This is a genomic window from Paenibacillus gyeongsangnamensis (genome assembly GCF_027533625.1).
Classification (GTDB): domain Bacteria; phylum Bacillota; class Bacilli; order Paenibacillales; family NBRC-103111; genus Paenibacillus_G; species Paenibacillus_G gyeongsangnamensis.
Map to the genome: position 1 here is coordinate 52,753 of NZ_JAQAGZ010000016.1, position 25,692 is coordinate 78,444.

At 47.1% G+C, this 25,692-nt stretch carries 26 protein-coding genes, 2 pseudogenes and 1 other annotated feature; of the genes and pseudogenes, 22 read left to right on the top strand and 6 right to left on the bottom strand.

Going from position 1 to position 25,692, the window contains the following annotated elements:
• The 6 genes from O9H85_RS22860 to O9H85_RS22885 all read left to right on the top strand — a co-directional run bounded on the left by O9H85_RS22860 (nucleotide 1) and on the right by O9H85_RS22885 (nucleotide 4,565).
• Complete coding sequence (locus tag O9H85_RS22860) at nucleotides 1-870, top strand: PhnE/PtxC family ABC transporter permease (RefSeq protein WP_269883738.1); 870 nt, start codon at nucleotides 1-3, stop codon at nucleotides 868-870.
• Between the two features lie 315 nt (nucleotides 871-1,185).
• Nucleotides 1,186-1,608 carry a VOC family protein gene (locus O9H85_RS22865; RefSeq protein ID WP_269883739.1) on the top strand — a complete coding sequence of 141 codons (423 nt, stop codon included), beginning with the start codon at nucleotides 1,186-1,188 and terminating at the stop codon, nucleotides 1,606-1,608.
• Nucleotides 1,609-1,963: 355 nt separating this feature from the next.
• Complete coding sequence (locus O9H85_RS22870) at nucleotides 1,964-2,293, top strand: ArsR/SmtB family transcription factor (RefSeq protein WP_269883740.1); 330 nt, start codon at nucleotides 1,964-1,966, stop codon at nucleotides 2,291-2,293.
• Between the two features lie 19 nt (nucleotides 2,294-2,312).
• Nucleotides 2,313-2,822, top strand: coding sequence for an SRPBCC domain-containing protein (locus tag O9H85_RS22875; RefSeq protein WP_269883741.1), 510 nt, complete (start codon nucleotides 2,313-2,315; stop codon nucleotides 2,820-2,822).
• Between the two features lie 215 nt (nucleotides 2,823-3,037).
• A complete protein-coding gene (locus O9H85_RS22880) occupies nucleotides 3,038-3,475 on the top strand; it encodes a DoxX family protein (RefSeq protein ID WP_269883742.1) in 438 nt (145 codons plus the stop codon).
• 124 nt (nucleotides 3,476-3,599) lie between these two features.
• Entirely contained in the window at nucleotides 3,600-4,565 is a 966-nt protein-coding gene (locus tag O9H85_RS22885) for an alkaline phosphatase family protein (protein WP_269883743.1), read from the top strand.
• Nucleotides 4,566-4,604: 39 nt separating this feature from the next.
• Here O9H85_RS22885 and O9H85_RS22890 read toward each other — a convergent pair whose 3' ends face one another.
• Complete coding sequence (locus tag O9H85_RS22890) at nucleotides 4,605-4,799, bottom strand: hypothetical protein (RefSeq protein ID WP_269883744.1); 195 nt, start codon at nucleotides 4,797-4,799, stop codon at nucleotides 4,605-4,607.
• Between the two features lie 323 nt (nucleotides 4,800-5,122).
• Between O9H85_RS22890 and O9H85_RS22895 the strand changes: the two genes are divergently transcribed.
• Nucleotides 5,123-6,451, top strand: a complete 1,329-nt coding sequence (locus O9H85_RS22895; protein WP_269883745.1) for an ABC transporter substrate-binding protein — start codon at nucleotides 5,123-5,125, stop codon at nucleotides 6,449-6,451.
• Between the two features lie 25 nt (nucleotides 6,452-6,476).
• On the opposite strand, the gene O9H85_RS22900 is transcribed toward O9H85_RS22895, so the two are convergent.
• Nucleotides 6,477-7,400 (bottom strand): AEC family transporter, encoded by a 924-nt coding sequence (locus tag O9H85_RS22900; RefSeq protein ID WP_269883746.1) that lies wholly within the window; start codon nucleotides 7,398-7,400, stop codon nucleotides 6,477-6,479.
• Nucleotides 7,401-7,734: 334 nt separating this feature from the next.
• On the opposite strand from O9H85_RS22900, the gene O9H85_RS37870 reads away from it, so the two are divergent.
• The 4 genes from O9H85_RS37870 (at nucleotide 7,735) to O9H85_RS22915 (ending at nucleotide 11,839) form a co-directional block, all read left to right on the top strand.
• Nucleotides 7,735-8,259 (top strand): CBO0543 family protein, encoded by a 525-nt coding sequence (locus tag O9H85_RS37870; protein ID WP_409348186.1) that lies wholly within the window; start codon nucleotides 7,735-7,737, stop codon nucleotides 8,257-8,259.
• A gap of 310 nt (nucleotides 8,260-8,569) precedes the next feature.
• Nucleotides 8,570-9,871 carry an ABC transporter substrate-binding protein gene (locus O9H85_RS22905; RefSeq protein WP_269883747.1) on the top strand — a complete coding sequence of 434 codons (1,302 nt, stop codon included), beginning with the start codon at nucleotides 8,570-8,572 and terminating at the stop codon, nucleotides 9,869-9,871.
• A gap of 115 nt (nucleotides 9,872-9,986) precedes the next feature.
• A complete protein-coding gene (locus O9H85_RS22910; protein ID WP_269883748.1) occupies nucleotides 9,987-10,979 on the top strand; it encodes a Gfo/Idh/MocA family protein in 993 nt (330 codons plus the stop codon).
• Complete coding sequence (locus O9H85_RS22915) at nucleotides 10,976-11,839, top strand: sugar phosphate isomerase/epimerase family protein (protein ID WP_269883749.1); 864 nt, start codon at nucleotides 10,976-10,978, stop codon at nucleotides 11,837-11,839. Before O9H85_RS22910 ends, O9H85_RS22915 begins: the two co-directional genes overlap by 4 nt.
• Nucleotides 11,840-11,996: 157 nt before the next feature.
• Here the strand turns inward: O9H85_RS22915 and O9H85_RS22920 are convergent.
• The 3 genes and pseudogenes from O9H85_RS22920 to O9H85_RS22930 form a co-directional block, all read right to left on the bottom strand.
• Nucleotides 11,997-12,247: pseudogene (locus O9H85_RS22920) on the bottom strand (VOC family protein); the annotation flags it as partial.
• Nucleotides 12,247-12,747, bottom strand: coding sequence for a DinB family protein (locus O9H85_RS22925; RefSeq protein ID WP_269883750.1), 501 nt, complete (start codon nucleotides 12,745-12,747; stop codon nucleotides 12,247-12,249). The gene O9H85_RS22925 and the pseudogene O9H85_RS22920, both read right to left, overlap by 1 nt.
• Nucleotides 12,748-12,900: 153 nt before the next feature.
• A pseudogene (locus tag O9H85_RS22930) lies at nucleotides 12,901-13,173 on the bottom strand (IS1595 family transposase); the annotation flags it as partial.
• Between the two features lie 151 nt (nucleotides 13,174-13,324).
• Here O9H85_RS22930 and O9H85_RS22935 point away from each other — a divergent pair.
• Together O9H85_RS22935 and O9H85_RS22940 are read left to right on the top strand one after the other, a co-directional pair.
• Nucleotides 13,325-13,687 carry a hypothetical protein gene (locus tag O9H85_RS22935; RefSeq protein ID WP_269883751.1) on the top strand — a complete coding sequence of 121 codons (363 nt, stop codon included), beginning with the start codon at nucleotides 13,325-13,327 and terminating at the stop codon, nucleotides 13,685-13,687.
• 34 nt (nucleotides 13,688-13,721) lie between these two features.
• On the top strand, nucleotides 13,722-14,096 hold the full coding sequence (locus tag O9H85_RS22940; RefSeq protein ID WP_269883752.1) for a hypothetical protein: 375 nt from the start codon (nucleotides 13,722-13,724) through the stop codon (nucleotides 14,094-14,096).
• A 168-nt stretch (nucleotides 14,097-14,264) separates the two neighbouring features.
• Here O9H85_RS22940 and O9H85_RS22945 read toward each other — a convergent pair whose 3' ends face one another.
• On the bottom strand, nucleotides 14,265-15,491 hold the full coding sequence (locus tag O9H85_RS22945) for an acyltransferase (protein ID WP_269883858.1): 1,227 nt from the start codon (nucleotides 15,489-15,491) through the stop codon (nucleotides 14,265-14,267).
• 168 nt (nucleotides 15,492-15,659) lie between these two features.
• Nucleotides 15,660-15,913: a binding site (T-box leader), on the top strand.
• A gap of 72 nt (nucleotides 15,914-15,985) precedes the next feature.
• Between O9H85_RS22945 and O9H85_RS22950 the strand changes: the two genes are divergently transcribed.
• From O9H85_RS22950 to pepF, 9 genes are all read left to right on the top strand, one after another.
• Nucleotides 15,986-17,665: a glutamine--tRNA ligase/YqeY domain fusion protein gene (locus O9H85_RS22950; RefSeq protein ID WP_269883753.1), complete on the top strand. Its 1,680-nt coding sequence runs from the start codon at nucleotides 15,986-15,988 to the stop codon at nucleotides 17,663-17,665.
• A gap of 126 nt (nucleotides 17,666-17,791) precedes the next feature.
• Entirely contained in the window at nucleotides 17,792-17,974 is a 183-nt protein-coding gene (locus tag O9H85_RS22955; protein WP_269883754.1) for a hypothetical protein, read from the top strand.
• A 317-nt stretch (nucleotides 17,975-18,291) separates the two neighbouring features.
• Nucleotides 18,292-19,254 carry an ABC transporter ATP-binding protein gene (locus tag O9H85_RS22960; RefSeq protein ID WP_269883755.1) on the top strand — a complete coding sequence of 321 codons (963 nt, stop codon included), beginning with the start codon at nucleotides 18,292-18,294 and terminating at the stop codon, nucleotides 19,252-19,254.
• Between the two features lie 22 nt (nucleotides 19,255-19,276).
• On the top strand, nucleotides 19,277-20,233 hold the full coding sequence (locus O9H85_RS22965; RefSeq protein ID WP_269883756.1) for an ABC transporter ATP-binding protein: 957 nt from the start codon (nucleotides 19,277-19,279) through the stop codon (nucleotides 20,231-20,233).
• 31 nt (nucleotides 20,234-20,264) lie between these two features.
• Nucleotides 20,265-21,536 (top strand): ABC transporter substrate-binding protein, encoded by a 1,272-nt coding sequence (locus O9H85_RS22970; RefSeq protein WP_269883757.1) that lies wholly within the window; start codon nucleotides 20,265-20,267, stop codon nucleotides 21,534-21,536.
• 17 nt (nucleotides 21,537-21,553) lie between these two features.
• Nucleotides 21,554-21,943 carry a periplasmic substrate-binding domain-containing protein gene (locus O9H85_RS22975; protein ID WP_269883758.1) on the top strand — a complete coding sequence of 130 codons (390 nt, stop codon included), beginning with the start codon at nucleotides 21,554-21,556 and terminating at the stop codon, nucleotides 21,941-21,943.
• Nucleotides 21,944-21,958: 15 nt separating this feature from the next.
• Nucleotides 21,959-22,924, top strand: coding sequence for an ABC transporter permease (locus tag O9H85_RS22980; protein ID WP_269883759.1), 966 nt, complete (start codon nucleotides 21,959-21,961; stop codon nucleotides 22,922-22,924).
• Between the two features lie 10 nt (nucleotides 22,925-22,934).
• A complete protein-coding gene (opp4C, locus tag O9H85_RS22985) occupies nucleotides 22,935-23,810 on the top strand; it encodes an oligopeptide ABC transporter permease (protein WP_269883760.1) in 876 nt (291 codons plus the stop codon).
• Nucleotides 23,811-23,846: 36 nt separating this feature from the next.
• Entirely contained in the window at nucleotides 23,847-25,646 is a 1,800-nt protein-coding gene (pepF, locus tag O9H85_RS22990; protein ID WP_269883761.1) for an oligoendopeptidase F, read from the top strand.
• Nucleotides 25,647-25,692 lie beyond the last annotated feature (46 nt).

Genomic DNA, 25,692 nt, shown 5'->3' on the forward strand with positions numbered 1-25,692 from the left:
ATGGAACTCCAAGAATCCGTCAAAGCCGCTTATGACAGAACCGGAGACCAGGTCACGCTTCCCGATAAACCGATCTCGGCGAAGCCCTTAAACAAGGCGTCGATCGTCATCGGGCTCACATTGGCGGTGCTTGTGCTGCTGACCATCTACGGCTTCGCTACCTTCGATTACAAGAATATTAATTTCGCAGGAGCGATTTATTCCACGGCCGTTACCGTAAAAACGATGTTTCTGGAGCCGCACTTCAAGCATTTCACGTTCGGCGAAGCGTTAATGCAGGTGCTGATCACGCTTGGACTGGCGTTCCTGACAACGTTGTTCGGGGCTATCATCGCTCTGTTGCTCGGACTGCTTGCGGCCCGGAATTTATCCTCGAACACGGTTTCGGTCATCATAAAAAGCGGAGTCGCTTTTATTCGAGCCGTTCCAACGGTACTATGGGTACTGATCTTTGCGGTGGCGGCGGGTCTCGGCAGCGTGGCGGCCGTCATCGGCATGACGTTCCACTCCGTCAGTTACTTGGTGAAGGCGTACTCGGAGTCGTTCGAAGAGCTGGATGAGGGCGTTATTGAAGCATTGAAAGCGAGCGGCGCCAATTGGTGGCAGATCGTATTTCAGGCGGTCATCCCGTCGTCGAGTACTTATCTTATTTCGTGGACATTCATGCGCTTCGAAATCAATTTCGCCGTGGCGGTGGCGATGGGAGCGGCAGCCGGCGCAGGCGGCATCGGGTTTGATATGTTTATGGCCAGCTCATTTTATTATGACGTGAGAGAGGTTGGAATCATTACCTACTTCATCCTCTTCTTCGCCATCCTGCTCGAGATTATGGCCACTCGGATTAAAAGGAAGCTGAGAGCAAGGGCGTAAATCATAGTCCAGGAGAAAAGCCGCAGGCGTATGCTTGCGGCTTTTTATCCCCCTGGAATGGGCTCATCTTATGTATCAAATGCCGCATGGCGATTGAACTGGAAGCGAAGAGGAAACTTGGTCGCTAAATAATTAATGATAAAAATATTTAATGTACTAAATAAGATGGGGTTTATATGTGCAAACAGGCATTGCTTGTCATTGACGCCCAGTTCGGTCTCCTCTTGAAGCAGACATCAGCCGCAAGTATAATTAGAGTTTCCTATTGAGATGATATAGAATTGAATTAACATCTTAAATAAAGGAGTTACCCCAATGGCTGTAGATGTTTATTTGAATTTTAACGGAAATTGTCGTGAAGCGGTAGAATATTATGTACAGGTCTTTGGTACGGAAAAACCGAAATGGATGACTTTTGGAGATATGCCTCCTAATCCGGAATTTCCGCTTCCGGAGGAAGCGAAAAACTTGATTATGCATACCCGGCTTGACATTTTTGGCAGCAATGTTATGTTTTCCGATGTTTTCCCCGGTATGCCTTTTGTGATTGGCAATAATATAAGTCTTGCCGTTGTAATCGACAGTAAGGAAGCCTTGGAATCCGCCTTTAACAAGCTAAAAGAGGACGGCAAAGTAGGCATGGAGCTGCAAGAAACCTTTTGGAGCAAATGCTACGGTAATTTGACGGACAAGTTCGGCGTACAGTGGCAATTCAACCTTGGATTGGGAGGATGGTGACAGCTTACGTACGGCGCCCACGGTCGTGAACATGAAAGTGGTATAATGGAATTGAGAGAGACGAACAATAGACCTTAGCCCATAGGCTTCGGTCTATTTGTTTATGCCATAAAATGAGTTAAAGTCTTATTCCGTTAATTATGAACCGTTCGGCCGAGTAGATCGCGGTTTTTCGTTTCAGGAGAAATTTATTTATCAATATTCATTGACAGGAATATTCCTTATACGGTATATTTTAAATGCGAGTACGGTAACTATCTTAAGAAACGAGGTGGTCCCGATATGACTGGAGCTGATAGTAGAGCCCGAGCCGTACCCTATGTAAACACCAGCTCATTAAAGGAACATTGGCACCATGGATATAACGACGTTTAGCGCACTGGCCGAACCGAGCCGCATCCGCATTGTGGAGCTCCTGATCGATGGTCCCTTGACCGTAGGGGATATTGCTGAACAGCTTCAGCTCCGTCAGCCTCAAGCCTCGAAGCATCTGCGTGTCCTGCTGGAGGCCGGTCTGGTCGAGGTTCAGGCCATCGCCAACCGCCGAAGCTATAAGCTCCGATTGGAGCCGTTCCAGGCACTGGACGCATGGCTTGAAACTTATCGCGGCGTTTGGGATGAACGACTCGACGTTTTGGGTAATTACTTGCAGAAGCTGCGTACAAGAGAAAATAATCAAAATTAAATTTCAGGAGGAATATTCAATGTCGAACAAAATGAATGTCAAGGTAGAGGGTCAGGAACTTATCCTAGAGCGTATATTTCATGCGCCGCGCGAGCTTGTATTCAAAGCGTTCTCCGAAGCTGAACATCTGAAGCACTGGTGGGGGCCTCGCGGTTGGACGCTTACGGTTTGCAACGTCGATTTTCGTCCTGGCGGCATCTGGCATTATTGTATGAAGTGCATCGATGAGAACCAAGGGGATTTCTTCGGATTCGAATCTTGGGGCAAAGCCGTTTACGGAGAAATCATTGAGGCGGAGAAGATCGTTTACGTTGATTACTTCTCGGATGCTGAAGGCAATGAAAAGGAAGGGATGCCTTCAGCTCAGGTTACAATGATTTTTGAAGAATACGAAGGCAAGACAAGACTCATAAATCGGGGTCGATACGCTTCCGCCGAAGCGCTCAAAGCTGTGCTGGATATGGGGATGGAGCAAGGAATTTCCGAAACATGGGATCGCCTTGACGAGCATCTGCAATCGATTCAGTAAGTTCTTCATAAGCATTTTACAAAGACACGCGGAACTAAAAGACGTTCAAACAAGAGAGCCCGGTTATGAGGCTTTTTTGTTTTCTATCATCCTGCTGAAGTCATGTCCATGGGCGAGCATAGACATTGGTAACAATAGAGCAATCTAGAAGAAACCCTGCCACCTTGCTTATGTTAATATGGTTTCATCAATAAATTTAAAAAGGCGGGCATCCCATGACGACTAATATTTCGAAAGGCCGGCTTTGGACGGCAAGGATTATGAGCGGCATCATCATTTTATTTATGTTGTTTGACAGTATAATGAAACTGATTAAACCTGCCCCCGTCGTAGAAGGAACCGTGACGCTCGGATATGCAGAGCACCATATTGTGGTGATTGGAATTCTCGGTCTGCTTTCTACTATTCTGTATGCGGTTCCCCGCACATCTTTTTTAGGCGCACTGCTGCTAACCGGTTATTTCGGCGGCGTGGTTGCTACACACGTTCGAATGGATAATCCGCTATTTACTCACATTCTATTTCCGGTCTATCTTGCCGTTTTGACCTGGGGAGGCGTATGGTTGAGGGATGAAAACGTGCGCAGGCTCATTCCATTCCAAAACAACAGGTTGGATAGGCGAGAAAATTCAGAGCAATCAATCGTTAAATAACCGATGTATCCAGGACCGTCCGGGCAACCGAACGGTCCTTTGACTTGAGAAGAGATGAGCACTAATAATGAGAGATTTGGGTAAAATAGTCAATAGTTCAAACTGTAAGGAGGGACCCGGAGCGATGATAAAGAAAAAAAATGTTACGCTCGTTTTCATCATGGTTGGTCTAGCTATTGGGACGTTGGCTTGCGGGACCAATAAAGCTGTACCGCAACAACCGCAGCAGCCAGTCCCTTCAACCGGACAAACGACTAGCTCTCCCGATGAGAATCCTGGAGGAAGCCGTACAGGAACCCCGCCTGCCGCAGTGCCCGCAGAAGGAGACAAACTGATATTTCCCCATATTCCGGTTGACCATATCGTTGTGGTGATTGAAGAAAATCACTCCTACAATCAGATTGTCGGCAACACGCAAGCCCCCTTCCTGCAGTCTTTGATTGGGCGCGGCGCCTTGTTTACGAACGCACACGGGATCGGAAATCCTAGCCAGCCGAACTATTTTGCGTTATTTTCCGGGTCCACGCAGAACGTGAAGGATGATTCCTGCAAAGGACCTTTTTCCGCCGATAATTTGGCGACCGAGCTGATGAAGGCGAATCTCTCTTTCGCCGGATATTCGGAGGGTTTGCCGTCGGCTGGTTTCACGGGATGCTCCTCAGGCGGATACGCCCGAAAGCACAATCCTTGGGCTCAATTCACGAATGTTCCTAAAGAAATGAACAAACCGATGACGGAATTTCCATCCGATTATACAAAGCTGCCTACCGTATCCATCGTTGTGCCTACACTCCAGAATGACATGCACGACGGTACCATCCAGGAAGCGGATAGCTGGTTGAAAAAGTATATGGAAGCTTATGTTTCATGGGCGGATAAGAACCGAAGCCTGTTCATCATTACGTGGGATGAGGATAATTCCAACAAAAATCACATTCCGGTCATTATGGTGGGTCCGATGATCAAGGCGGGCGCTTATCCCGACCCGATCAATCATTATCATGTGCTTCGCACGATCGAGGATTTATATCAACTCCATCCTCTTGGAGAAACCAAGAAGGTGCAGGCGCAGTCTGCGATTTGGAAATAATGAGACATGCCCTCCTATAAGGAAGGGCATGATTTTTTCTTAAGAGAAGGTGTCTTGATTGTTCGCTTCATTTTGTAGCTGACGGGCTCTGGAGAGTTGTTCGTGGGCCGATTGAGTCGCACCGCGATCATTGAGATGCGTTGCTTCATTCAATTCGCTTAAGGCATGGTTAACTGCGTTTTGCGCTTCCGTTGCCGAATTTTGCTCTTGATTATCGGATGGTTGGTTTGGCATGAAATCGTCCTCCTAAGTAAGATTTATTGCTTTCAGCAAGGATAATATGTTCTTAATATTCCAATTTTATACATACCTCAGGCAGCTGAAATGTCGTAAATTTATAATCGCGCTGTCATCTTATCGGATTACAAATATGGTAAATATATGCTAATCTTTTTCTCAAACTAAAGATTTTTTTAAGAGGGAGGAGGCGAGACGATTAATAAAAGCTGCAGGCGTTTTCTTTTTATCCAGAATTGTAAGCGCTTTATATTTTGCTGGAGGCGACTTCCTAATGAACGATCCATTTGAAACCATCAATAAGCAGGGGTGAAATCGACATGGTAAAAACGCATTCGATGTCTTGTATCTGTCTTATCTTAGCTAGCTTAACGCTAACGGCAGGCTGCAGCTCCAGCGGTACTTCTCCGAAAAGCAATACAACATCGGTTTCCAATGAGCCGGTAACGATACGCGTATATAAATATGCTCTCGGCTTTGCGGATTGGGAGTTTGACCGCTATTTCGTTCAAGAAATAAAGAAGAAATATCCGAATATTACGTTGGAATTCGTCAAAGACGGCACGGGAAACGGACCTCAGGATTTATTGACGGCCGGGAACTTTCCCGACATTATATTGACCAGCAATACTTCCATCAATAAATTAATGAACCTGGATGTCATTGAGGATTTGAATGCAATGGTGAAGAAGGACAATTTCGACTTAAGTCAAATCAAGCCCGTTGTTTTGGACTCCTTGAAATTATATTCGGGCAAAGGCGAACTGCTGGCGCTACCCTTCTCCGTGAATATGGCGGCTCTTGCATATAATAAAGATATATTCGATAAATTCGGCGTGCCTTACCCTAAAGATCTCATAACATGGGATGAGGCTATCGATCTCGCGCGAAAATTAACCAGGCAAGCGGACGGCATTCAATATATCGGCTTGGATGTCGATAATCCCGACCGGGTCGGCGGAGGGTTGTCTCTGCAGCTGGTAGATCCGAATACCAAGAAAGCCAGCGTGAATAATGATGCCTGGAAGCGGGTCATGGAGGTGCTTCGGCAGATTTATTCGATTCCGAATTTCGTGAACGGAAACTCTTACCAATATCGGGGAGATTCATTCTTTAAACAGCAAAAGGTCGCGATGATGTCAGAGTGGATCGACAATATTATCGGTCCGGCAGAGGATTTGAATAAGAAGGGTCAGCCCATGAATTGGGACTTCGTCAGCAATCCCAATTTTAAGGAACAACTGGGTACAGGAAGGGAAGTGGATATCCATCTCATGATGGTGTCCAAAACAAGCACGCACAAAGAACAGGCGTTCCAAGTCATGAAACATATGCTCTCAAACGATGTGCAAACCTTGATTACGAGGATGGGCCGGGTTAGCGCATTGAACAATCCGGAGCTGGAGAAGCAATTCGGAGCGGAGCTCGAAAGCTTGAAAGGGAAAAATATCGAAGGGCTGTTTAAAGCCAAGCCGCGTCAGCTTCATATTCCGTCCGAATATGATAAGGACATTGTAAAGGCGAAGCTCTCGAAGGCGGCCAAGGATATGGCGATTTCCGGGAAGGATATCAATACTGCCCTAAGAGAAGCGGAAGATACGGCGAATCAGGCCATTGCAGATGAAGAAGCGAAGAAGGCGGTCAAATAGGTTATTATCATTAGTCCGGCATCCTTTATTTTACTACAGCAATAAGCACAGGCAGTATGATGAACGAAGCCAGTGTTGTCCATAAGATGCATTTGGAAACCAGTTTTGGCGAAGCGTCGAATCTTTCCGCCAAAACTACCGCATTCACCGCGACAGGCATCGAAGACAGTATAAAGAGAACCGAATAGAGGATCCCCTTGATATTTAATAAATATAAACCGAAACATGCGATTAACGGCGATACTAACAAACGGATTGTGACCCCCATCCAAAAACCAGTCTGAACCTTTTGTTCCAACTCCGCATTGTTCACACCTACCATCTGTGCGCCTAGAATCGTTAATACGACAGGAGAGTATGCACCTGCAACCATTGCGACTCCCGTTTGAACGCCAACAGGCAAATGAAGGTTAAAAGTTCGAAGCAGAACAGCCAGTATTGCCGTATAGATAGCGGGAAGCGAGAATACGGATTTCAGGGCATTTTTCACGGAAAACTGTGAACGGGCCGCAAAGTACACTCCTATCGTATTCACGATGATCATTTGGATAACGACATATACCGATGCTTTATCCAAGCCAAGTTTGCCGAAAGCAAGCAAAACAAGCGGCAGTCCATAATTAACGCTGTTCGTTAAGCACGATATCAGAGTGAGACCAGCCGTCTCCGGGGAAGGCAGTTTGAGTATTTTCCCAGATGCTTGGGCTGCTATCCACAATAGGAGCAGATTTAACAGACAGAAGGCAATCGTCATATACACGTCGTCATATGAAATTTCTGCAGTGGTTAAGGTTTCCAAAATGATAGCCGGACTCAAAAAATATAAGTAGAGCATCGTTAAAGCCTTCGTATCCAGATTCCGGTACCGCTTTAGGAGAGCACCCACAATGACAGGGATGGATAGTGGTACAACGACTTGAAACAAGGTAGAGAAAACGGTCTGAATCATAGGAAGAATTCCTTTCTACTCGACACATTTATTTAAAATATAATGCCATTAGAAACGGCTCGTCTAAGATGAATAACCAATAAACATCATAGACACTGCCTATTAAAAAACAAAAACGCGAAATACATACGGAAGGAGCTGCCGCGGCAGCTCCTTTTGATTTTAGTTGATAGGAATTTATAAGTTGTCGTAACTTATAGCTTCGCATCAACCTTGATAAACGCGCTGGTCCTTGTGAGACAAGGACGGCGTAGCCGTTTATCCTGGTTACCAGGTTATTAAATGCAATTTATGGCAAAAATATAAAATTATAACCATTTGCAGAGGTGTTCAAATGCACGTAATCTTACACCTAGTTTTTGTATTGGCTGCTTGGAGGTGGGGGGATTGGAGAAATTGGAGGAAGTATTATTCTACGATCTTGTATTTAATCGTCGTCGATCTGCTTTATAATTTTCTTACTTATAATTATCCGCTTTGGAAGTTTAATCCTGTATCATTTGACAAGTATATTTATTCAAATCACACGTTGATTACACTCGGGATTGATTTTGTTAATTTCCCTGCCATCGTTTTAATGTATCTCGGAAATTTTCCTAAAGGGAAAGTAAAACGACTGTTTTATGTATTAGCATGGGTATCGCTCAATTCAATCATCGAGTTCGCTAGTTTAATCACCATTAAAGGGATATCGCATTATAATGGCTGGAGTCTGTGGTGGTCCCTTGTATTGAATCTTATTTTTTATTTCATGCTGTGGGTGCATTATCTTCGTCCTTTACTTGCATGGGGTATTTCGATTGGGTTATTAGTAATCTTCATTCTTTATTTCGGGGTTCCAATCCAAGCGATGAAGTAACCTTATGTAAAATAAATCCACTTAAGTTCACTCGATTCAAAGAAGGAATTAAACGGGGGGAGACCGGTTTGAGAAGAAACGTATGTCGCGAAATTATATTGAGCTTGTCATTTAATTGGATTTCAAAAAAAGCCATTTTATGGTATGCTCGTTTCAAACTTGGTTGTCTTAAGGGAGGGTCAGGGGATTGTAAATAACCGGTTGAGGTCCGTACACAAAGCATCCGAATGATAAAAGCAGACATTTAACGACAGGATTGTAAGCGCTTACCTAATTTTCTGATTGTATTTATCTGAAGGAGTTGGTGTTGTTGATTAAGAAAGTAACCGTTCTTGCCTCATTAAGTACCCTTGCTTTCTCGTCGTTACTCATTAGCTGTGCGAAGCAGACATCAGCTCCGGGAAATTCCGATGATTTGAAACCGGTAACGCTTAAAGTGTACCAAACCGTTGCGGCTCTTAGCGACGCCGAGTTCCAGGATTATTTCGTGGACCCGGTCAAGAAGAAATACCCGAATATTACGTTGGAGCTGGTCCGAGATAACGGCAAAGATACGAATATGGACAATCTCATTGCTGCAAATAATGTACCGGATATCATTTTTACGGCAAGCAATTTCCTTTTCAATGTAATCACAAAAAATGTTGTGTATGATCTGAACGATTTCGTGAAAAAGAGCAATATGGATCTTTCCCGCTTTGACCCAACCGCTATCTCGGATATTAAAGCGTTTAGCAATAAAGGCGAGCTGCTTGCGATTCCCTTCTCCGTGAATTCCTCCGTCTTGGTATATAACAAAGAAATTTTCAATAAATTCGGAGTGCCTTTTCCGAAAGACAATATGACATGGGAAGAAACGATCGGGCTTGCCAAACAAGTATCGAAAACGGTGGACGGCACGAATTATAATGGAATCGATGTGAACGGAGTAAGAAAGTTCGCTACCGCTTTGTCTTTACCGTTGGTCGATCCGGCTTCACAAAAGGCCGTTCTGGCAAACGACGGATGGAAGAAAGCGTTTCAGACGGCAAAAGCGATCACGGATGTGCTAGTGGACAAAAAAATCGGGTCCAGCACGTTAGGAAGATTTTTCGACCAGAGCTTAGCGATGTTTACCTATTATGTTGACGTATTCGGAGACATTGAGAAAAGGACGAAGGACGGCAGCATGTCATTTGACTGGGATATCGTCTCGATGCCGAGCTTTCCGGAAGCCCAGGGGTACGGCTTAAGAAGCCTCTCTCATGATTTATCGATCACCTCGACAACCCCGCATAAAGAAGAAGCGTTTAAAGTCATTCAATTCTTAACAGGCGATGAGGTACAAACGGCATTAACAAAAAGAGGGATTCGTCTGCCGGCCCTTAAGGATCAAAAGATCAGGGATTCGTTCGGCGCGGATAACCCGGTCTTGAAAGGTAAAAATATTCCCGCCGTATTCCTAACGAAGCCCGCCAAAAATCCCCAGCCTACTATTTATGACTCCTATGCGGAATCGGAAATAGGGAAGGCGTTCGATAAAGTGCTACAAGGCACGGATATCAATACAGCGCTGCGGGAAGCAGAGGATGCAGCAAATCAACGGATTACAACGGAAAAAGCAAAAAATTAACACGTCATAACAATCTAATCCGCGCTTAAATAAAATGCATTTCTATTTCCGCAAGCAAATAGAATATAAAGGATGCACAATCCGAAGGCTATTCTAATTTGAAGGAGATAAGCAAATGGGTAAATTAAAAGTAGGGATCATCGGGACCGGGGGCATCTCCCATCTGCATGCTAGGCAGCTGCTCGAACTGGCCGATGAGGTTGAAATTACCGCCATAGCGGATACCAGCGCCAGTAACCGGGAGAAGTTCATAGCCAAATTCAAGCTGGACGATATCCTGCAGTTCCAGGATTACAAAGATATGCTGAATCAGGCGTCTTTGGACGCCGTTGTGATCTGTTCCCCTCATACCCTTCATTTCGGACAAGCTACCGATGCCTTAAACCACGGATGTCATGTATTGATCGAGAAACCGATGACCTGCTCATCACAGGAAGCATATGAGCTGATTGAGACCGCAGAACTTACCGGTAAAGTGCTTCAGGTATCTTACCAGCGTCATTTTCAACCGGAATTCGTGTTCATTCGCCAAGCAATAGCAGAAGGAAAGATCGGCCGATTGACTTCTGTTACGGCCTCCCTTTATCAAGAATGGAAGCAGGGTACCACCGGTTTGTGGCGCCAGGTTCCGCAGCTTTCGGGTGGCGGAATGCTGATGGACTCCGGCAGCCATATCGTGGACGTGCTGCTGTGGACAACCGGACTTACGCCGGCGGAGGTAAAGAGCTATCTGCACAACCAAGGCACACCGGTCGAAATCGATTCCTTCACGTCCATTCGTTTCGAGGAGGGGCCGGTTGCCGGACTGAATATCGTCGGTTTTTCGCCATGCTGGCATGAAACCTATGTGTTCTGCGGTGAGGAAGGCGGCATTTTTTACACGGATGGCCGTATTGCGATACGCCGAAAGGGACAAGAACCCGAAATTCCCGAATTGCCCAAGCAAACCACCAATCAGGATAAGAGCTTTATCGATGCCGTGCTGGGCAGGCATGAAATCCTGGTTCCGGGAAGCTTTGCGCTGAAGGTCGTTAAGCTGACGGAAATGATTTATCAGGCCGGAGCCTATAAGCCGTATGAGTTGGATGTAACAGGAGGAGCGATATGAGAATAGGCATGCGAATTCCGCCCAAGATGGGCAGTGAAGGAATAGAAAGCGTAGCTGTTTGGGCCGCCGGGTCAGGCTTGGACGTTCTCGATGTCCCACGGTTAACGCCCGAGGTCAAACAAATTTGCGAGAAAGCCGGACTTGAAATCGGGTCCGTCGATGCGCAGCAAACGGGCGGATTGCTCAGCAGCAGCGAACAGCGGAGATCCGATGCGCTGGATGCCGTGAAAAAGCAAATGGATGACATGTCAAGCCTTGGAGCAAGAGTATTGTTCATGTGTTTAGTGCCTGAAGATAAGAATCAGCCCCGGAAAGAAAGCTTTGCGATCTGGAAGGATACGTTTCCCGATTTAGTAAAGCATGCGGAGCAAACCGGCGTATATATTGCGATCGAGGGCTGGCCTGGTCCTGCGCCCCAATATCCGACCATCGGTTGTACGCCGGAGATGTGGCGCGCCATGTTCGAAGCTATTCCATCCAAGCATTTCGGACTGAATTATGATCCGTCTCACCTTGTCAGACTTGGTATTGATTACGCCAGAGCGCTTTCGGAATTCGGCGACAGAATTAACCACGTTCATGGTAAGGATACGGAAATCCTGCATGATGAGCTGTATGAATGCGGCGTGCTCCCGGCAACCTTCGGCGCTAAATATGGTTTTTCCGAGGGCTCTTGGAGATATACGATACCGGGTCATGGGCAGGTGGAATGGAATAAAGTGGCCGTAAGGTTAGATCGATTAGGTTATCAAGGGGCAATCAGCATCGAATTGGAGGATCACCGGTTTTGGGGTACGGCCGAGAAGGAAAGGGAAGGTATTAAAAAAGCGGCGGAACATTTATCATTATATTTTAAATAAAAACGTAAAGCGCCTTTCGATTTTTGATCGAAGGGCGCTTTTCTTCTGACAAGAAGTAGTGAAAATATTTAAAGTTTTTTTAAGCTAATCCCCCGAGAGTGCAACACCGACTACGAATCAAGGCAGTACAGATCGGAGGTAGGTGTCTACATAACTATTATAGCTGCTGAGCAATCTCCCAGACATGTCCTCCTGGATCAGTAAAAGTAATCTGCGTACTCCCCAAGGTCGGTTGATTGGACCGTTAAGTAGCGCGACGCCTCTTTCTTTCAATTCACTACAAACTGCGTCCACGTCATCCACGCGAATGGTAAATTGGAAACGCGATCCCGATTTTTGGCTTGCAACTTTTCCTGGATCGATCAATCCGTGAGCCTGAGTAATTTTCAAGAGGTTACTGCTCAAATTTAATATCCAATCCTTTGATTCAGTTCAGCTTTCTGACGCAGATGATGGCGAAAATGCATACCGACCATTTCGAACCACTCCTTTGCGTTGAGCCACCCAAAACCATCATGTCTGACTTTGTAATTTGGGTTTATCGTTCTAACTTTCCCCTCCCATTGAGACATTCTCTCGAGCACAAAATCAAGTCCTCGCATGAGGTCATCGATTGTTCCCGCATTGCTTGGGTTGTTCGCTGGACCGTCCGGCAATTTGATTTTTATAGGCGGGAATGAATGATTATTGAACACATCTTCACCAGCCTCTGTCTTGCTCTCATGCTGTTCTTCACTTGCGGACGCACATCGTTGCACTTGGTCTAGATAGTCAAGCGCAGTCAGGATCATATGATCATACATCTGGGCGATAGACCAAACCCCTTTCTCGGATATATGCCGTAATTGTTCGAGTGAATAACGCTTGAGATCCGTCTTGTATAAATCAATTATTTCTGCATACTGCATGTAGGGTCACATCCATTCCATGAATTGTGCACGTTTTGACTAGCATACTACACCGAATGTTTTGATATTTCTTTTTATTTGCTATTCTCAGCGATTTTGTTTTAAGAATTCTTAGTGATAAATCTTGGTTAATAATCTTCATTCTCCTGCGTGCTTCCGTTCGACGATGCTCCGCCTGCTCTTCTCCGAGTGTAGGAAGTATGTCTCGTCCATTTCAACGATACCTTGGAACGCTTCGATTGGAATTTGCTTCAATGCCGAGAGAATCTTATGCCGCCAGAAAAACAAAGTTACAAACGAGACATCATCGTACATCAGTTCTGCACATTTGCGAAGCGAAAAGCCTTCAATCATGAGTTCGATAAACCGAACCCACAGGTGAGGTCTCCGTGTCCGCTGAAGAGGCGAATTCGTGAGGTCATAAAATCAACAGCTGAGTTTAACATAGCCTATTTTTTTAAAAATGGGGGTTTTAGTACATATCCAGTAGTGCTAGTTATTTCATACAAGCATATTCATTGATGATTACATATAAGTGAGAGTAAGGAAAAAATTTAGTAGAAAGATGGTGAACAAAATGGCAAGTTCAACCGGCCCCTTGCAGAATAATGTGCCAAATCCTGCTACGATGATCCATGTTTTGATAAGTAATGATGATCTTAGCGCCACAGGTATAGTTGAACTTGAAATATTTATTAATCTTGGAGGTACATTATCGCCAATTGTACATGAGCTTTTTTCGATATCTCCACTTATTACTGAGATTAAGTCATATAATGTAGCTGGAGCTATCGGGTTTGAAGTTCAATATAGTGTCTCAGCCACTACGAACGTAGTAATAAATGTATTCTCTACAGATGCAATGGGCAATATCCTTGGAGCCCAAGGAGTTCTTAGTAGTGAGACCCAAATGATATCACAGTTAACCCCTGTTCCTTAAGTCATCATATTAAAGTTACTGGAGGTGAGTTATTATGCCAAGAACAACTGGACCTATACTAAATAATGGCTTGGCTGCCACAATAGATTTGGTTATAACCAATGATAGTGAAGTACTAACCGTTATATTTGATCTTGAAGTGTTCATTATTAATGGAAGCGGGATTGCAAAAACACCTATTGTGCATGAACTTTTTTCGATACCCCCGCTTGCTAATATTAATAAGACCTTTAGCATTGCTGGCGCTCAAGCTTTTGAATTACAAGCTGATGCAACTGCAACTGATGGAACAGGTGGACATGCTACAGCTAACATATTCTCGACAGATACACTTGGAAACCTTATTTTTGCTGGGCGAGTACTCGGCAGCGAAACAGAACAAATTACTGCATTAACGCCTGTACCTTGATTTTATGGGGACCCAATTCGCGACCTGGAACGAAGACGATTGTCGCCGGAATAACTTATGAGAGTTAAATAAAAAAGCGGCCCTTGCTCGTCATCCTTTGCGAGAGGGCCGATTCATAAATAGGGGAAGACTATTTCGTTTGTTTATGCATGCGGAATGTTCGATTCTTTAAACCGGCTTACGTCTAAGATGGATTTTCTTTGTTTCAATGTAAGGTAATGTTTTAGGTTTAGACCCGAAAAGCATCCACGAATATTTTACATATTTATGCGACAGTTCAACAATAACCCACGATAAGAGAAGGGTAACGGCATAACCTACGGCAACGTATAAATAGTAAGTAGCTGGAGTATAGCTGACCGGTAAACGGAAGTAATAAAAGAGAACTGCAGCATGTATAATGTAAATTCCGAAAGAAGCCACGCCAAGGTTAATGATCGTATTGATGAGTTTGGTATTTAGCTTTCGGTACAACAAGCTCGATAATTGAAGCAAAATCAGCGGAGAAGTATATGTATGAATGAACCAGTAGCACTCGTATATTAACGAATTTGCGCTGAAATCATTCACACGGGTTTGATACCAGAGGTTCACATCTCCGAAGCTTGAAACGATCCATACAGTCCAAAGAGGTATCCAGAGCAACGCTTTTTTTGAAAAAAGCTTGCTCCACGTAACGGTAATCCAATCTTTTAACGAATGATAATAGATACCCCAGAATGCGCCCATAAAGTAATAAGAAATAAAACTGATGGCCAGCTGCCCTTTATCCGCGTATTGCAAAAAGAAATGGTTATAAAGGACAAAGGCCCATTGCAATACAAACCCGCTCCAGATCAGATGCTTTGTTACACGAGGGTTTCGTTGTAGGAACCACAATAGAGCAGGAAACAGGATGTACAGCTGTGCGTTGATGAACACAAAATAAAGATGGTAAAATGTATTGCCGTAAAGAACCTTTTCAAAAAAATCGGTCAAGGAAGCATGCTGAAAAAACTGCGCCCACGTTTCTCCGAACGAGTAATAAGTCTGGATAACGTAGTAAAAAACAGAGAATATGAGATAGGGCGTTAAAATATACAGGAATCGACGCTGATAGAAGCGAACGATTATTTTTCCATCCAAAGGCCGATCATAATAACTGTAAAACAGGACAAGGGCGCTTAAGAAAATAAATGTCGGCGTTCCGAATTTGTTAAAAACGTTTAAAAAATTAAAATAAAAGAACATGGAAGAGCTTTTATCTACAATTTCTCCGATGGGAATCGAAGTAATATGGACAAAAATGACGCCGAGAATGGCTAGAGCACGAACGATGTATATGATATTCAGCTGTTCTTTGCTTGTTTTTGCAGCTACCCCATTGGAACATTTCCTCCTTGTGTTCTTGTTCACATAAACCAAGTATAGGAGTCTTTAATTAATAAACTGTGAACCCAAACTTAAATTTAGCTGAAAATCCTTTCGGACCATGCCGCCATCTTTGTAGCTTCATTATGGAGCCTTTGTCAAAGTATAGTTGTTTACAAAAAAGGGAATGATTTGTTATCATAGTAGCAATATTAAAACGCGATGATGAGAAGAGTAGGGTAAAACGTTCTTGTACAGAGAGCTCCGGCAGCTGAAAAGGAGCAAAGAGCTTTTCCTCGAACCAAGCCTCTGAGCAGCATGTCGGAACCGTGGGCGGGGATGGCGTGACGGGAGCTCCCGTTATAGAGCTAGGGTATAAGCATTGCCTGCAATGCCGTACTTGAAGAGGTTAATATGGCGACATATTAATGAAGCTGGGGTGGTACCGCGAAAATTTCGTCCCCAAGACAAGAGGTCTTGGAGGTGAAATTTTTTTTGTTCCGAATACCACTTATCAAGTTCATTAGGAGGAGTCGACCTTGGTTAACGAAAAAGAGCATCAAACCGAACATTTTTTATTTAGGCTGATTAGTGAGGAGCTTGAGGAGAGAGGATTTAGCAGGGAGATGTGCACGCGATTTCCTCCCGAGCCTAACGGCTATCTTCATATCGGAAGCGCCTACGCTATACACACGAATTATACGATGGCGCAAAGGTTTAACGGAACGTTTCATTTACGTTTTGACGATACGAATCCGCTTAAGGAGAATATCGAGTATGTGAACGCGATTATCGAGGATATCAAGTGGCTCGGCTATGATCCAGGAAATCACATCTACTTCGGCTCGGATTATTCGGACGAAATCTATAACGCCGCAGTCACCTTGATCAAGCTGGGGAAGGCCTATGTCTGTGATTTGACGCCGGAGGAAGTAACGGAGTATCGGGGGACTTTGACGGAGCCAGGCAGGAACAGCCCTTATCGAAACCGATCAGTCGAGGAGAATCTGGAGCTTTTTGCAAAAATGAAAAATGGCCGCTACCCAGCCTCCTCCAAGGTTGTTCGCGCCAAAATCGATATGGGCTCGCCCAATGTAAATCTGCGTGATCCTGTCATTTATCGAATTATCTATGCAGAGCATTACAGGACGGGAAATGACTGGTGCATCTATCCGATGTATGATTTTGCTCATCCCATTCAAGATGCGATTGAGGGCATCACCTACTCCTTATGCTCAATCGAATTCAAAGACCATCGACCCTTGTACGAATGGGTCTTGAAGGAGCTTGATAGCCATGAGCCTCCGCGGCAAAGGGAGTTCGGCCGGCTGAGTTTAACGGGTGTTGTGACAAGCAAACGGTTTTTGAGGCAGCTGGTAGAAGGGGGCTACGTAGACGGCTGGGATGATCCTAGGCTTCCCACGCTCCGAGGTTTAAGAAGAAGAGGCTTTACGCCGGAAAGCATACGCAGCTTTATTGAAGAGATCGGGAGCATCAGAACCCAGAGTTCAGTTGACATCTCGCTCTTGGATCATTGCCTCAGGCAGGATCTGAAGGAAAAAACGATTAGCGTCATGGCCGTTTTGCAGCCTTTAAAGGTCGTCATTACCAACTACCCGGAGAATGACGTGGAGCTGTTAATGATTGAAAACAACAGCGAAAACGACTCATTGGGGAAAAGAGAAGTTCCATTTTCCAAAACGATTTATATCGAGCGGGACGATTTTATGGAGCAGCCGCCCAAGGGCTTTCACCGGCTGAGTCTGAATGCCGAGGTAAGGCTGAAGGGGGCGTATTTCATCAGGTGCGAGGAAGTGATCAAGAACCGGGAAACAGGTGAGATTACGGAGCTTCGCTGTACCTACGACCCGCTCACTAAGAGCGGCACCGGGTTTACCGGGCGTAAGGTGAAGGGGACGATTCATTGGGTCTCAGCAGAACACGCCGTAAAAGCAGACGTTCATCTATACGAGAAGCTGCTGCTTGAGCCGAACATTCCGAAGGAGGACAGCGGGGATTGGACCGATACGATCAATCCGGACTCGCTCGTAATCTTAAAGGATGTTTTGATGGAACCTATTGTTGAACATGCCCGCCCGGAACAAAAATTCCAATTCTTGCGTCATGGCTATTTTTGCGTAGACAAGAAGTTCACTACCGGCGGCCGGCATGTATTTAACCGCATCGTACCGTTGAAGGATACCTGGAATAAGAGATGAACATTGTGCAAAAATTAGAAAGTAAAATTTACAATAAATATAAAATGATTTCGTTCTAACCATTCATTCACCCAATATAATTTTAGTACACTTGGGTTGAACCTGAGTGAAATGGGAGGGATTAGAATGGCAGATTTTGAAAAAGAAGAATTGTTGTCTGATGATGAGACGGTTGAAGAAGTAACTGAAAATGAAGCAGTAGAAGAAACCGAAGAAGAATCAGAAGAAGAAGTATCCGAAGAATCGGAAGAATCGGAAGCTTCAGAAGAAGAAGCTGAAGAAGAACAAGACGAAGAAACAACAGAGTAATATCTTTTAAAATCCCTTCTCCTCCATATTAAAAAACAATTGACCTGTTCATTTTTAAAAAATGAACGGGTTTATTTATTTGATAAGAAGTTATGAGTTTTCGTAACTTATAGCTTTTTACATCAACCTTCCTCTCTTTATTTTGGGTTACCCAGAAAATCAATTAATCAACCCTATTTATTACAATAGGTTACTGCAGTGAATGTTTAGATGAGCGGAAATATATGGAATACAAAGATTTAAACCACTGGATTAACATTGGCATGGATATTGCAAGTAACTATTTCAAATTATTGGACTAAAGTGAAGGTGAGCCCATGTCTGAAGCGATCTTGGAAGTAAAAGACCTGAAAACGGTGATTCGAGACAAGCAGACCGAAAAAACCATTATCGACGTCATCAATTTCGAGATTGGGCCGAAGGAAGTGGTGGCGCTGGTTGGCGAATCGGGCTGCGGCAAGAGCATGACTTCGCTGTCGATTATGCAGCTGCTGCCCAAAACGGGAGCCATCGCCGAAGGAGAAATTCGATTTCGCGGGCGCAATTTGGTTGGGCTCCATGACCGCGACATGTCGCAAATCCGCGGACGCCAAATTGCGATGATCTTTCAGGAGCCGATGACCTCGCTGAACCCGGTGCTGACGATCGGTCTGCAGCTGATCGAATCGATCCTTCGTCATTTGAACGTTTCTAAAGCGGAGGCGGTCGCCATTGCGGACGACTGGCTGCGGCGGGTCGGGTTTCCCGAGCCGGCGAGAATCCGGAAAGAATTTCCCCACCGGCTGTCCGGCGGGATGCGGCAGCGAATCATGCTGGCGATGGCCATGTGCTGCAAGCCGGAGCTGCTGATTGCCGACGAGCCGACGACTGCGCTGGATGTGACGATCCAAGCCCAGGTGCTCGATCTGATCCGGCAGCTGCTGAACGAATCCGACATGTCCGTGCTGTTTATTACGCACGACCTTGGGGTGGTGGCCGAAATGGCGACCCGGGTGATCGTCATGTATGCCGGACAGATGGTGGAGACGGCCGATGTCCGAACCTTGTTTACATCGCCGCTGCACCCGTATACGAAGGGGCTGCTGAATTCGACGCCCCGAATGCATGGAGCCATTGAGAAACTGCTCCCGATTCCGGGTACGGTCCCTGCTGCGGGAGCTTACCCGGACGGGTGCCGGTTCGCTGATCGCTGCCCGAAGGCAGCGGCGGTATGCCGCGAGAAAGCGCCGGAGCTTCGGGAGATCCACCCAGGCCACCAAGTCCGGTGCACGCTTGTCTAGCTAGCAAAGGGGGATAAACCGCTTGACTACTCCGCTTCTGGAAGTAAAAGGACTCAAAAAGTATTTTCCGGTGGGACAAAGCTTCAAAAAAGGCTCCGTCAAGGCAGTAGACGATGTGAACTTCAACGTGCATGAAGGCGAAACGCTGGGCATCGTCGGTGAGTCAGGCTGCGGGAAGTCGACGGTGGGACGGCTGATTTTGCGGCTGCTGGATCCAACCGCAGGCGAAATCCTCTTTAACGGCGTTGCGATCGGAGCGATGAATCAACGAGAGCTTCGACCTTTTCGGAAAAACCTGCAGTGTGTGTTTCAAGATCCGTTCGCTTCGCTGAACCCTCGGATGTCAGTTGGGGAAGCCATTGCCGAACCGATGATCGTTCAGGAAGGAATGAAGCGTGCAGAGGCAATGCAGCGAACGGAGGAGCTGCTGGAAAAAGTAGGGCTGAGCCGACTTGCACTCCGATTGTATCCGCACGAGTTTTCCGGAGGACAGCGGCAGCGAATCGCCATCGCCCGGGCGATCTCCTTAAGACCGAAGCTGATCGTAGCCGACGAAGCCGTATCGGCTTTGGATGTGTCCATTCAGGCGCAAATCGTCAATCTGCTCGGTGATTTGCAGCAAGAATCGAACATGTCCTACGTATTCATCTCCCATAACTTAAGCGTTGTGCGCAACATTTCAGATCGCGTGGCTGTGATGTACTTAGGACGTATCGTAGAGACGGCTAGCAGAAACCAGCTGTTCGAGCAGCCGAAGCATCCGTATACCCAGGCGCTGCTGTCGTCGGTGCCGGAGCCTGACGTTGATTTCAAGCAAGAGCGAATCGTGCTGCGCGGCGAAGTTCCGAATGCGGCGCATCCGCCGTCGGGCTGTCCGTTTCACCCCCGCTGCCCGCACGCCGTCGACCGCTGCGCGTCCGAGCCGCCTGCCTTCAAGGAAGTCGGGCCGGGGCATCATGCCTCGTGCCATTTCATATAAAATCCATGAAATATGGAGGGTGAACAATCTAATGCCGAACAAACCGTACCGGAAATTAGGTTCCGCCTTACTTGCTATTGTAATGGGCGCTGCCGTCGTCTTATCCGGCTGTACAGGAGAGGCGGCGGGTACTGACGGCAAGGCCGCCTCCAAAGACCCGTCGAAATCACCCGCAGGCACTACCGCCTCTAAGAAGGAAAAAGTCGACGGCGGCGAAATCATTACCTTTAACTTGACCGAGCATCAGGGCTGGATCAAGCTCTATACGACTACATTAGTATCCAGCGAAATTCAGGAGCTTGTGTTCAACGGTCTGTACCGCTTAACCGATCTTCAGGATATTGTGCCAGATTTGGCGGAAGACATGCCGAAATCCTCATCTGATTTCAAGGAACTGACGGTCAAGCTTCGCAAAGACATCAAGTTCTCCGACGGACATCTGCTGACGGCCGACGACGTCGTATTCAGCTATAACATCCCGATTAGCAAGGACTATGTCGGTTCGCGTAAAAGCACCTTCGAGAAACTGCAAAAAGTCGACAAAATCGATGAAACAACAGTGAAATTTACGTTCTCCGAGCCCTACATCGGATATTACGGGATGCTGACCCACCAGATTATGCCGCAGCATGTGCTGAAAGACGTACCGGTCAAGGAGCTGGAAAAGTCGCCGTTTTTCAAGCAGCAGCCGATCGGTTCCGGCCCGTATAAGCTGACGGAGTGGAAGCAGGGACAATATTTATCGTTTACACGCAACGAAACATATTTCAAAGGCAAGCCATCGGTCGAGAAAGTCACCATTAAGGTGATCCCGAATTCGAACGTAGCGATGGCGCAGCTGCAAACCGGCGAAATCAACGCCGGCAGTGTGGATGGCGAGAACTTGGCGGTGGTCAAGGATTACGCGAAGAAATCGGGCAAAATCAAGCTTCATGAAGGCATCGCAACTACCTCATACACCTATATAGGCTGGAACAACATTCACCCGTTATTCAAGGACAAATTAGTACGACAGGCACTCACGACGGCGATTGACCGCCAAGGGATCATCGACAACGTCATCGAAGGACAAGGGGTCATCATTCACAGCCAGACGCCTCCGCCATTCTGGAATTATACCGATAAAGTGCCAAAATTCAATTATAACGAAGCCAAAGCTAAGCAAATGCTGGTTGAAGCGGGCTGGAAGCCAGGCAGCGACGGGGTGCTGGTCAAAGACGGCATGCAATTTGCTTTTGAGCTGCTCGTTAGCCAAGGGAACAAAGCGCGTGAGAAAATCGCCACCGTCGTACAGCGCAATTGAAAAAAGTCGGCATAGCCGTGACACCGCGCCTTGTGGAGAGCTCCGCCTACTCGCAAACCGTACGCGACAAAAAATACGATGCGACGATTTATGGCTGGAACCGCAGCGGCGACCCTAACCCGAAGGGCACCTGGCACTCCACTTCGAACTGTACGGGCTGCAACAACTCCCATTCCTACAGCAATCCGGATGTCGATAAGCTGATCGATGAAGATTTGAAAACACTCGACATCAACAAACGCAAAGAGCTGCTCGCCAAAATCGACGCGCTGATTGCAGAGGATCAAGGGTACACGTTCCTGTTTGCGACAACCGCTACGATGGCATTTCCGGCGAATTTGGAAGGATACAATCCGAAATGGTCCAACCTGAAAGAAATTGAAGGCTGGTACTTTACAAAACAATGAAAGTAGTGACTACCGATGGGTAACTACGCGCTGAGGCGTATTCTGAACGCCGTCCCTATATTGCTGGGCATCACGATGATTTCATTTTTAATCATCCATATGGCGCCGGGCAGCCCTCTGTCGCATCTGCTGGACGATCCGTCCATCACGGCGGCCGATCGGGAAAATATGATGCAAGCGTACGGATTGGATCAACCGCTCTATATACAATACTGGCAGTGGCTTAGCGGCATGGTGCGGGGGGACTTCGGCACCTCGTTTATCAAGCATGAACCGGTAATCGAGATCATATTGAGCCGGCTGCCGTATACGCTTCTGCTCACGTTGTCAGCGTTCCTCGTGGCGATCGTCATCGCGGTTCCACTTGGCGTCCTGTGCGCGGTGAAGGCGCACTCCCGGCTGGATCAGATCGTTTCGGCGATCACGTTTGTGGGGACTTCCACTCCCGTCTTTTGGTTTGGGCTCTTGCTCATCATGTTTTTCTCCGTCAAACTGGGGTGGCTGCCGTCAGGAGGCTTGATGACGATTAACGCGCCCTTCAGTCTATCGGATCGTATCCTTCACCTCATCATGCCGGTGTGCGCGTTAGCGTCGCACGAAATCGCCTATTGGCTCAGATATGTTCGTTCCAGCATGCTCGAGGTCATCAACCAGGATTACGTGCGGACGGCAAGAGCCAAAGGGCTGCTGAACGGGCGGGTGCTTATGCTGCATGGTCTCAGAAACGCGTTGATCCCGCTGGCCACCTTGCTAGGCTTGTCGCTTCCGACGTTTTTCGCTGGAGCTTTAATTACGGAATCGATCTTCAGCATACCCGGCATGGGGCGGCTATTTATCGAAGCGGCCTTTCAGCGGGACTATCCGGTCATTTTCGGGATTACGACGATCGGAGCTTTTCTGCATGTGTTCGGTAATCTGCTGGCTGACCTGCTTTACGCCGTATTGGATCCACGGGTGAGCTTTAGCCAAAAGGGAGTATAGGGGTGAGCCGATGAATGTAGCTGTTACTGCCAACAAAGGATTGCCTGCGGCCGCGTCTCAAAACCGGGCGTGGGAACGATTCAAGCGCAACAGGCTGGCGCTGATCAGCTTGTTCATTATAGGAGGTCTTATTGTGCTGGCGCTGCTGGCGCCGGTGATCGCGCCGTTCGATCCGGCGGAGCAAAATTTGCTCCAAAAGCTGAAGCCGCCGAGCAAGGAACATTGGTTCGGAACCGACGATCTGGGCCGGGATTTATTGAGCCGCGTTCTCTACGGAGCCCGGGGTTCCTTATCCGTAGGAATATTCGCAGTCGTGTTTAATGTGCTGATCGGAGTTGTTGTCGGAGCGACGGCCGGCTATTATGGCGGCAAAATCGACGGGATTTTGATGCGGTTTACGGACATTATGCTCTCCTTCCCGCAAAAATTTGTCCTGATCACCGTCGTCACGATATTAAAGCCGAGCCTGCTGAATATTATCGCCGTGCTGATCGTCTTCGGATGGATGTCTAAAGCAAGGCTGTTGCGGGGCCAGATCCTGTCGGTGAAAAACCGCGAATTCGTGGATGCAGCCCGGACGATCGGGATGTCCGATTTCCGGATCATATTCCGGCACATTTTACCGAACGCCTTGGCGCCGGTGATCGTGTCCGCCACGTTGCAGGTGGGGGGCATGATTTTGACGGAATCGACGTTAAGTTTTCTGGGTCTTGGAATTCAGCCGCCGACAGCGAGCTGGGGGAACCTGCTGCAGTCCGCGCAAAGCTTGACCATCATGACCAAAGCGCCGTGGTACCCGTTCATTCCGGGATTTATGATTTTTCTGACGATCATGTGCTTCAATTTTATCGGCGACGGGCTGCGCACCGCATTTGATTCGCGTTAACAATCTGAACGCTTTTAAGGAGATGAAGAAACAACGATGAAAGAGAGAAAGCCGCGCGACCAAGTCATGTTGGAACAACAATGGAACCTTGATGATTTGTATTCGAATGCAGAGGCATGGGAAACGGAATTGCAACGTATACAAGAGATGGTTGCTTCCGTTACGCAATATGAGGGGAAGCTTGATGAAGGGGCGGACAAACTGCTTGCCTGCTTGGAAGCGGAGGAAGCCATTCAAATTCGGATTCAGCTTGCGGCGACGTATGCACGACTCAGGCTCTCCGAAGACGGAACGAACCCGATTCATCAAGCAAATTCGGTAAGAGCAGGGGATCTCCAAGCGAAAGTGAGCGCAGCGCTCTCATTTATTCAATCGGAATTGCTGGCTTTGCCCGACGGGACGATCGAAAACTACCTGGAAGCAGAGCCGGCTTTGGAAGTGTTTCGGAAGAGCTTAACGGATATGCTGGAAGCCAAACCGCACAGACTGTCGGCAGAAACGGAAGCAGCTCTGGCATCGCTGGAAGAAGTATTGGGGGCGCCGTATACGATTTATCAGCGAAGCAAGCTGGCGGATATGTCATTTTCCCCTGTGGAGGACGGTAAAGGCGTAACATGGCCTATGTCATTTGCATTGTATGAGACGGACTACGCGCTGTCAGCGGACACGGTGCTTCGCCGCGCCGCCTACCAATCGTTTACAACGACGCTAGGGTCATACAAGAATACGTTTGCTTCCATTTATGCTGCAGAAGTGAAAAAGCAAACGGTGCTGTCGCGACTGCGAGGTTATGAATCGGTGACTCACATGCTGCTTCAGCCTCAACAGGTTACCACCCGGGTATACTTCAACATACTGGATATTATCCGTACGGAGCTGGCCCCTCATATGCGCCGGTTTGCGCAGCTCAAGCAGCAGGTATTAGGCCTTAATCAAATGATGTTCTGCGATTTGAAGGCTCCTCTCGATCCGGACTTCAGCCCGCCGATTTCTTTTGAAGAGGCCGGACGGACCGTAGTGGACGCCTTAAAGATTTTGGGGCCGGAATATACGGCAATCATGGAACAAGCGCTGGCGGAAAGATGGGTTGACTATGCGGACAACATCGGGAAATCTACCGGCGCGTTTTGCTCCACTCCATACGGAGCCCATTCTTACATTCTAATCACTTGGTCAGGCAATATGCGGAGTGCATTTACACTGGCGCATGAATTAGGGCATGCCGGGCATCTGATGCTTGCCGGCCGCAACCAGCGGCTTGCGAATTTCAGGCCTACCATGTTCTGCATCGAAGCGCCTTCGACCATGAATGAGCTGCTATTGGCACAGCATATTATGGATCAATCCGACGATCTGCGTTTGAAGCGCTGGGTGATCATGCAGCTCATGAATACTTACTATCACAATTTTGTCACCCATTTGCTTGAAGGCGACATGCAGAGAAGAGTGTATGAGGCGGCCGAGAGAAATGAACCGCTTACCGCCCAAAAGCTTTTCGAACTGAATGGACAAGCGCTTTCAGACTTTTGGGGCGATGCCGTTGTGCTGGATCCGGGGGCAAGCCTGACGTGGATGCGACAGCCGCACTACTATAGGGGACTTTACCCGTATACGTACGCCGCCGGCTTGACGGTCTCAACGGCTGTTGCCTCCCTTATTCGTACGGAAGGGCAGCCTGTGATCGATCGTTGGCTGGAAGTGCTGAAGGCCGGTGGTACGTTGCGGCCGTTAGAGCTGATGAAGCTGGCGGGTGTCGATATGTCGGAGCCGCAGCCGATTCGGAGCGCTGTTGCATATGTCGGTTCCTTGGTGGACGAATTGGAAAAGCTTTTCTAGTTTAAGATGAAGGGCGGAGGAGTCGCATTGTGCACTCCTCTTTAAA